This window comes from Metabacillus lacus (genome assembly GCF_009674805.1).
GTDB lineage: Bacteria > Bacillota > Bacilli > Bacillales > Bacillaceae > Metabacillus_C > Metabacillus_C lacus.
This window is the reverse complement of record NZ_WKKI01000030.1, coordinates 44,981-50,980: the sequence shown is the minus strand read 5'-3', so window position 1 is coordinate 50,980 and position 6,000 is coordinate 44,981. Positions and strand designations below refer to the sequence as shown.

General features: G+C 44.4%; 6 protein-coding genes, 1 riboswitch and 1 other annotated feature. Of the genes, 1 reads left to right on the top strand and 5 read right to left on the bottom strand.

The annotated features are described in order from the left end of the window. The 5 genes from GJU40_RS14255 to glpK all read right to left on the bottom strand — a co-directional run. Positions 1-72 (bottom strand): helix-turn-helix domain-containing protein (locus GJU40_RS14255; RefSeq protein WP_154306416.1); only part of this gene is annotated, 72 nt, incomplete at its 3' end. A 349-nt stretch (positions 73-421) separates the two neighbouring features. Then, complete coding sequence (locus tag GJU40_RS14250) at positions 422-616, bottom strand: hypothetical protein (RefSeq protein WP_154308743.1); 195 nt, start codon at positions 614-616, stop codon at positions 422-424. Then, positions 613-1,569, bottom strand: coding sequence for a DMT family transporter (locus GJU40_RS14245; protein ID WP_154308742.1), 957 nt, complete (start codon positions 1,567-1,569; stop codon positions 613-615). The genes GJU40_RS14250 and GJU40_RS14245 overlap by 4 nt, the downstream gene beginning before the upstream one ends. Before the next feature lie 104 nt (positions 1,570-1,673). Next, the gene (locus GJU40_RS14240) at positions 1,674-1,841 is read right to left on the bottom strand and encodes a Fur-regulated basic protein FbpA (protein ID WP_154308741.1); all 168 of its coding nucleotides are present in this window, start codon (positions 1,839-1,841) and stop codon (positions 1,674-1,676) included. Between the two features lie 160 nt (positions 1,842-2,001). Further along, positions 2,002-2,111, bottom strand: a riboswitch (SAM riboswitch). A 112-nt stretch (positions 2,112-2,223) separates the two neighbouring features. Then, positions 2,224-3,714, bottom strand: a complete 1,491-nt coding sequence (gene glpK / locus GJU40_RS14235; protein WP_154308740.1) for a glycerol kinase GlpK — start codon at positions 3,712-3,714, stop codon at positions 2,224-2,226. Between the two features lie 514 nt (positions 3,715-4,228). Continuing rightward, positions 4,229-4,483, top strand: a binding site (T-box leader). A gap of 81 nt (positions 4,484-4,564) precedes the next feature. On the opposite strand from glpK, the gene GJU40_RS14230 reads away from it, so the two are divergent. Continuing rightward, positions 4,565-5,803 carry an MFS transporter gene (locus tag GJU40_RS14230; RefSeq protein WP_154308739.1) on the top strand — a complete coding sequence of 413 codons (1,239 nt, stop codon included), beginning with the start codon at positions 4,565-4,567 and terminating at the stop codon, positions 5,801-5,803. The last annotated feature ends 197 nt before the right edge of the window (positions 5,804-6,000 follow it).

Genomic DNA, 6,000 nt, shown 5'->3' with positions numbered 1-6,000 from the left:
CGTCTTATTGATTAACTCCATTTGTTTTTGATTAGGGAAGATACGAAACTTAAACGCCTTTTTAACTAACATGATTTCACCTTGCTATATAGGAACGCACGTTCTAATTTTACCATGACAGTGAGTGTTTTGGCTATCGCCAACCTCCATTCATCTCCCCCTTATCGCTGAGCTAAATCTCATCACGCGCTTGAAGAGGGAGTCTTCTGGAGGATAAAGATAAAAAGGTTTGAAAGGCTGGTTTTGGTGCTCCTTGGTGTTTGGAAGTGGTAGGAAAGATTGAGCTAAAATGAAGGTATTGTTATTTCCGGCAGAATTTCGAGGCATTTATAAAAAGGTTTAGTGAAGGATTGCTATTTTCTTGCCATGAGCCTTCGTAAACGATGAACCGGCAGTAGTCATTGCCGGCTCACTTGGTTTTTTATTTACTTCGTCTTGGTTTTATCAGCATAAAGATGCTGAGTCCAATTACCATTAGCAGAATGAGAATATCTGCATTTCCTGTTGAAAATAATGTGCCGCCATAAAAGTCCATGGCATAAAATCGCATTCCCAGTCCAACTAGGCTGCAAAACAGAAGAATCCATAGATAAATACTAAAGCCCGAGTGCTTCAAGTATACTCTCTCCTCTCCTTCTTATTTTTTTGCAAGCTGTGCAAAATTACACCCGCCACAATCACTCCCATCCCTGCCAGTGCCAGCTGATTCGGAAGCGGTGAGGATAAAAGAAGAATTTCTCCCAGTAGTACGAACACCACCTGTGCAGATTGCGTGGCTTCAACGGAAGCCAGGCGGCTTTGATTGTCTCTTACCCTGTCAGTGGCCATAAAAAACAGAATTGTGGCAATTACGCCCGAACAAACAGCAACAATAAATGACTGAGCCAGCTGGCTTGGCTGCGGAGGGCCGGCTGCTGCATAACCTGCTGCAGCAATCACAATCCAGAATGGAAGACTGCTTATCGTCATGCCGAGTATTCTCTGAAACGTATCGATTTTTCCTTTGCAAAACTCCATCATCTTCCGGTTTCCCAGAGGATAGGCAAAGGCAGCGACCACTACAGGAAGCATGCCTGCTGCAAGCTCTGTTCCTGATGCACTCCCTCCCCTCTGCACCTGAATCAGCACAACTCCTGCCAATATAAAAACGGATATACCTAACTCTCTTTTAGGAATTTTATGCCTTATCCATTCTTCCCCGTTACCTGTTTTTTTACTATAAAAAAACAGCGGACTCAGCAATGTTCCGGCTACAATCGTTGTCTGCCAGGTTCCCGCAACAAGCCAGCCGGGTCCGTATGCTGCTGCAAAGGTAATCGGGGCATAAAAAAGAAGAAATCCAAAAAAGCTCCAGATCAGCCACTGAAAAGGAGCGCTTTTCATTTCTGTTATCAGTTCCTTAAGATTGCCTCTCAGTGCGACAATCAAAAATAAAAACGGAAGCATAAAGAAAAAGCGCAGTGACGAACTCCATAACCAGCTTCCACCTGAAAGCTCCATTGAACGATTGAGCACAAACGTTACTGCAAAAAAGACTGATGCCAACATTCCCAGGGAAATTTCTTTCAACTCTATCGACCTCTTTTGTATCTCATTCTATGTATCTCTTCTACTTCAGATAACCAGATACCTGCAAAAGAATGAGGAGAGTACAGGACTCTCCTCCATCCCCTTCACTGTGCTTTTGGGCTGCTCAGTATCTGCCGGAATTCTTCTTCCAGTTCTGTCAAAGTAAGCTGAAATAAATGCAAATCATTTTTTTTAAACACCCCGTGATCCAGCAGCATGCGGATAAGCTCTTCTCTCCTGATTTCAATTGCCCTGCGTATCAATTCTCCCATCCTTATTCCTCCTATCTTTCCATCATTACCAATTGCTCAAAACACTTTGGCGGCTGCTGCGACCCCTGGTTCGTCTAAAATTTCTGCACTAAAAAAATATTGCACATAAAAACCTCTCCCTAAAAACAGGAAGAGGCTGGATAAACCGAACGGTAACCTCTTCTCATCTTCCAAGCCGCCGGGCTTGCTGGATTTAGCACAGTATTCTGCCAAGCAGAACCTGCTGCTGAGACTTCAAAGGGCCAATCCCTCCATCTCTCTTCATAAGAAGAACGCTATTCAATTGGTTATATTTTACAATCAATAAACCCTGCCGTCAACTATATATGTTCGTTTGATTCCTTTTCCCTATTTCGTTATCGGTGAAATGCCATTCTCCTTATTATTTAAATGCCTGCGCTGCTTTAACAGCTTTTTTCCAGCCGCCGTATCTTTCGTCTCTCGTTTGCGCATCCATCTTCGGTTCGAAGGTGGTGTCAACGGCCCATTGTTTTGCAATTTCTTCCTGACTGCTCCAGTAGCCGACTGCAAGCCCTGCTAGATAGGCAGCACCAAGTGCAGTTGTTTCATTGATGACAGGCCGTTCAACCGGCACATCCAGCAAGTCGCTTTGAAATTCCATCAACAGGTTATTGGCCACTGCTCCGCCGTCTACTCGAAGTGTTTTCAGCTGTATGCCGGAGTCTGCCTCCATTGCCGCAAGCACATCTTTCGTCTGATATGCCAGAGACTCCAACGTTGCACGAACAAAATGCTCTTTGTCTGTTCCCCTTGTTATTCCAAAAACAGCTCCTCTTACGTCACTGTCCCAATAGGGTGTACCGAGACCTACAAATGCAGGTACTACATAAACACCATCTGTAGATTCTACTCTGGCGGCATATTCCTCAGAGTCCTTGGCATGTTTCAACATTCTTAAGCCGTCACGGAGCCATTGAATGGCAGAACCGGCAACAAAGATACTTCCCTCAAGCGCATACTCTATTTTTCCATCAATTCCCCATGCAAGAGTTGTCAGCAGGCCATTATCGGAACGAACTGCTTTCTCACCAGTGTTCATCAGCATGAAACAGCCTGTGCCATACGTGTTTTTAGCCATTCCTTTTTCAAAGCAGGCCTGGCCGAACAATGCAGCCTGCTGATCGCCCGCTGCTCCGGCAATCGGTACATTTTGGCCAAAGAAATGATAATCAACCGTATGGGCATATACCTCTGAAGATCCTTTTACCTCAGGAAGCATGCTCGCAGGCACTCCCAGGATTTCCAAAAGCTCTTCATCCCATTTTAAGTCATAAATGTTAAACATCAGCGTTCTTGACGCGTTGCTATAGTCTGTCACGTGAGCTGCGCCTCCAGACAGCTTCCAGATCAGCCACGTATCTATTGTTCCAAACAGCAGCTTTCCAGCCTCTGCTTCTTCGCGCGCTCCCTCCACGTTATCCAAAATCCATTTCACTTTTGTACCTGAGAAATAAGCGTCAATCAGCAGTCCCGTTTTTTCGCGGAATGTATCGTTCAGTCCCTCAGCCTTCAGCTCTTCGCAAATCTGGCTCGTCTGCCTCGATTGCCATACGATGGCATTGTAGACAGGCTGGCCGGTTTCTTTGTCCCACACTACTGCCGTTTCACGCTGATTCGTAATGCCAATTGCGGAAACCTGCTGCGGTTTTATACCTGATTCTGATAACGCACTTGCAATAACAGACAAAATTGAGCCCCAAATCTCATTGGCATTATGCTCCACCCAGCCCGGCTTCGGAAAGTATTGTGTAAATTCCTTTTGAGCAGTATGAACAATTTCGCCCTTCTTATTAAATAAGATCGCTCTTGAGCTTGTCGTACCCTGATCCAGAGATAGTATATAGTTTTCCATTTGAAAATCCCCCTTTTTAAGAAACATAAAATCCGGTTTTTACAGATTCTGAACGATTTGTGCTGAATATAAGCAAAAAGCGGATACAGCCGCCGTCACAGCAGTGTGCATATAAAACTGCTTCAATAGCATCTCAAAGCATCAGCACCACTGCCGAAATCAAGGCTTAAGTCTTTACGCAATTGGACATTAAGCGCATGGTTGATTACTTAGCTGGTCGTTCCTCATAGACGCTTTCCTATTACTACTATTAATAACCCAACGGCTATCGGATTTAACCACTCTTTAAATTGAATTACTCTGGTAATACATGCTATTTGGAGCAAGAAAAGATCACACAGTCATTCCTGCCGCCAGGCGGCAGGAATGACTGTGTGATCTCCAATTCTCCATCACGTTACATTAACTTGTAGGTAAATCATAACACAAATCTGAAAGCGCTATCAATAATTTTTGTAAAATTCTTTTAATTTTTTCTTTTTCTCTTTTCATCCATGTGTTAGGATAATGATAATAAAAAGCGATGATGAGAAGAGTAAATAAAGCACTATCCCATACAGAGAGCTCCGATACGCTGAGAAGGAGCTGGGAAGCCTTTATTGAAACAAGCCTCTGAGCTGTGCATCGGATCTAACATGTGATGGTGTTCCGGAAGCCCCCGTTAACGGGCTATAGTATCGCAGCAGCATGCTGCCGTACTGAATGAGGCTGCAGAGGCGACGAAGCAGCAAACTGGGGTGGCACCGCGAATACAAATCTCGCCCCCAAGACAACTGTTCTTGGGGGTGGGATTTTTTTATGCGCGGATGTTTTGAAAACATTCGTGAACATATCGCGGGGGGCATTCATTATGAATTCGAAAACCTGGAAATACTCTTTCATCCTTTTGTTCGGCATCGGCTTATCCAATATCGGTGCCTGGATTTACTTGATCGCTTTAAACCTGATTGTACTGGATAAAACGGGCTCTGCACTGGCTGTTGCAGCACTTTATATGATCAGTCCAATTTCTGCTCTGTTTACAAATTGGTGGGCAGGCAGCCTGATCGACAGGAGCAATAAAAGGAGAATCATGATTGGTTTGGATTTAGTCAGAGCTTTCATTCTTCTCTTTCTTCCATTCTGCTCTTCAATGTGGCAGATTTACAGCATTGTGTTTCTTGTGAACATCGCCAATTCCTTGTTCCGCCCTTCGTCCATGGTCTATATTGCAAAGCTGATTCCGAAGGGTGACAGAAAGCGCTTCAACTCACTGTTAAGCTTCATTCAATCGGGCGCATTTCTTATCGGCCCGGCAATTGCAGGTCTGCTGTTTATGATGGGGACACCTTCCTTCGCCATTTATATCAATGCTGCGGCATTCCTTTTATCCGGACTTCTAACAGTCCTCATGCCGGATGTGGAAAAAGGAGAGGTTACAGGAGCTGCAGTGAAAAAATCTGCATACAGCACATTAATAGAAGATTGGAAAACAGTAATTTTCTTCAGCAGACATCATAAATATGTAATGGTGGTTTATCTTTTATTCAGCTTTATCATGATAGTCATGGCCAGCGCACTTGATTCATTGGAGGCAGTGTTTGCAAAAGAAGTCCTTTCTCTCTCCAATGAGGAATATGGGTTTCTCGTGAGTGCTGCTGGAGCAGGCATCATAGCAGGAGCAGCTGTTAATGCTCTGTTTGTCAAAAAGATACCGACTTCCCTATCAATTGGTCTAGGTGCTGTTGTGATGGCTTTAGGCTATATGGGATACAGCCTGTCAGGCTCTTTTCCTGCAGCAGCACTGTCATTCTTCTTTCTGGCGTTTTCCATTGCTTTTGCAAATACAGGTTTTATGACCTTTTACCAATTCAACATTCCTTCCGAATACATGGGAAGAATTACAAGTGCCTACGGGCTGCTGGAAGCGGGGTTAATCGTGATTGCAGTCTTTACTCTCGGAGCAGCTGCACAACTGGTGTCAACGGCAGCTGCCGTGCTGGCGGGTTCGGTGGTCATGCTCTGTGCTGCCTTGTTTCTGTGCGGAATATGCCTGCTGCCTTCAGAGAGTTTTCATAACATAAAGTCGAGTATAAACGAAAGCCGTTGACGATAATACCACCTGGAGCTCCATTTGCTTGTTTGCCTTTATAGATTTTGCAGCAGTTATTTCACTTGTTACGGCACGGGAACTATAAACAGCCGGTTTCTTTTAAAGAAGCCGGCTTTCTTACGTAAGTTGCAGGATGGGTTAAGCTGTTCCGGTAAAATAGACGTATCATTTCCGCTTATTTTAAAAATAGCATA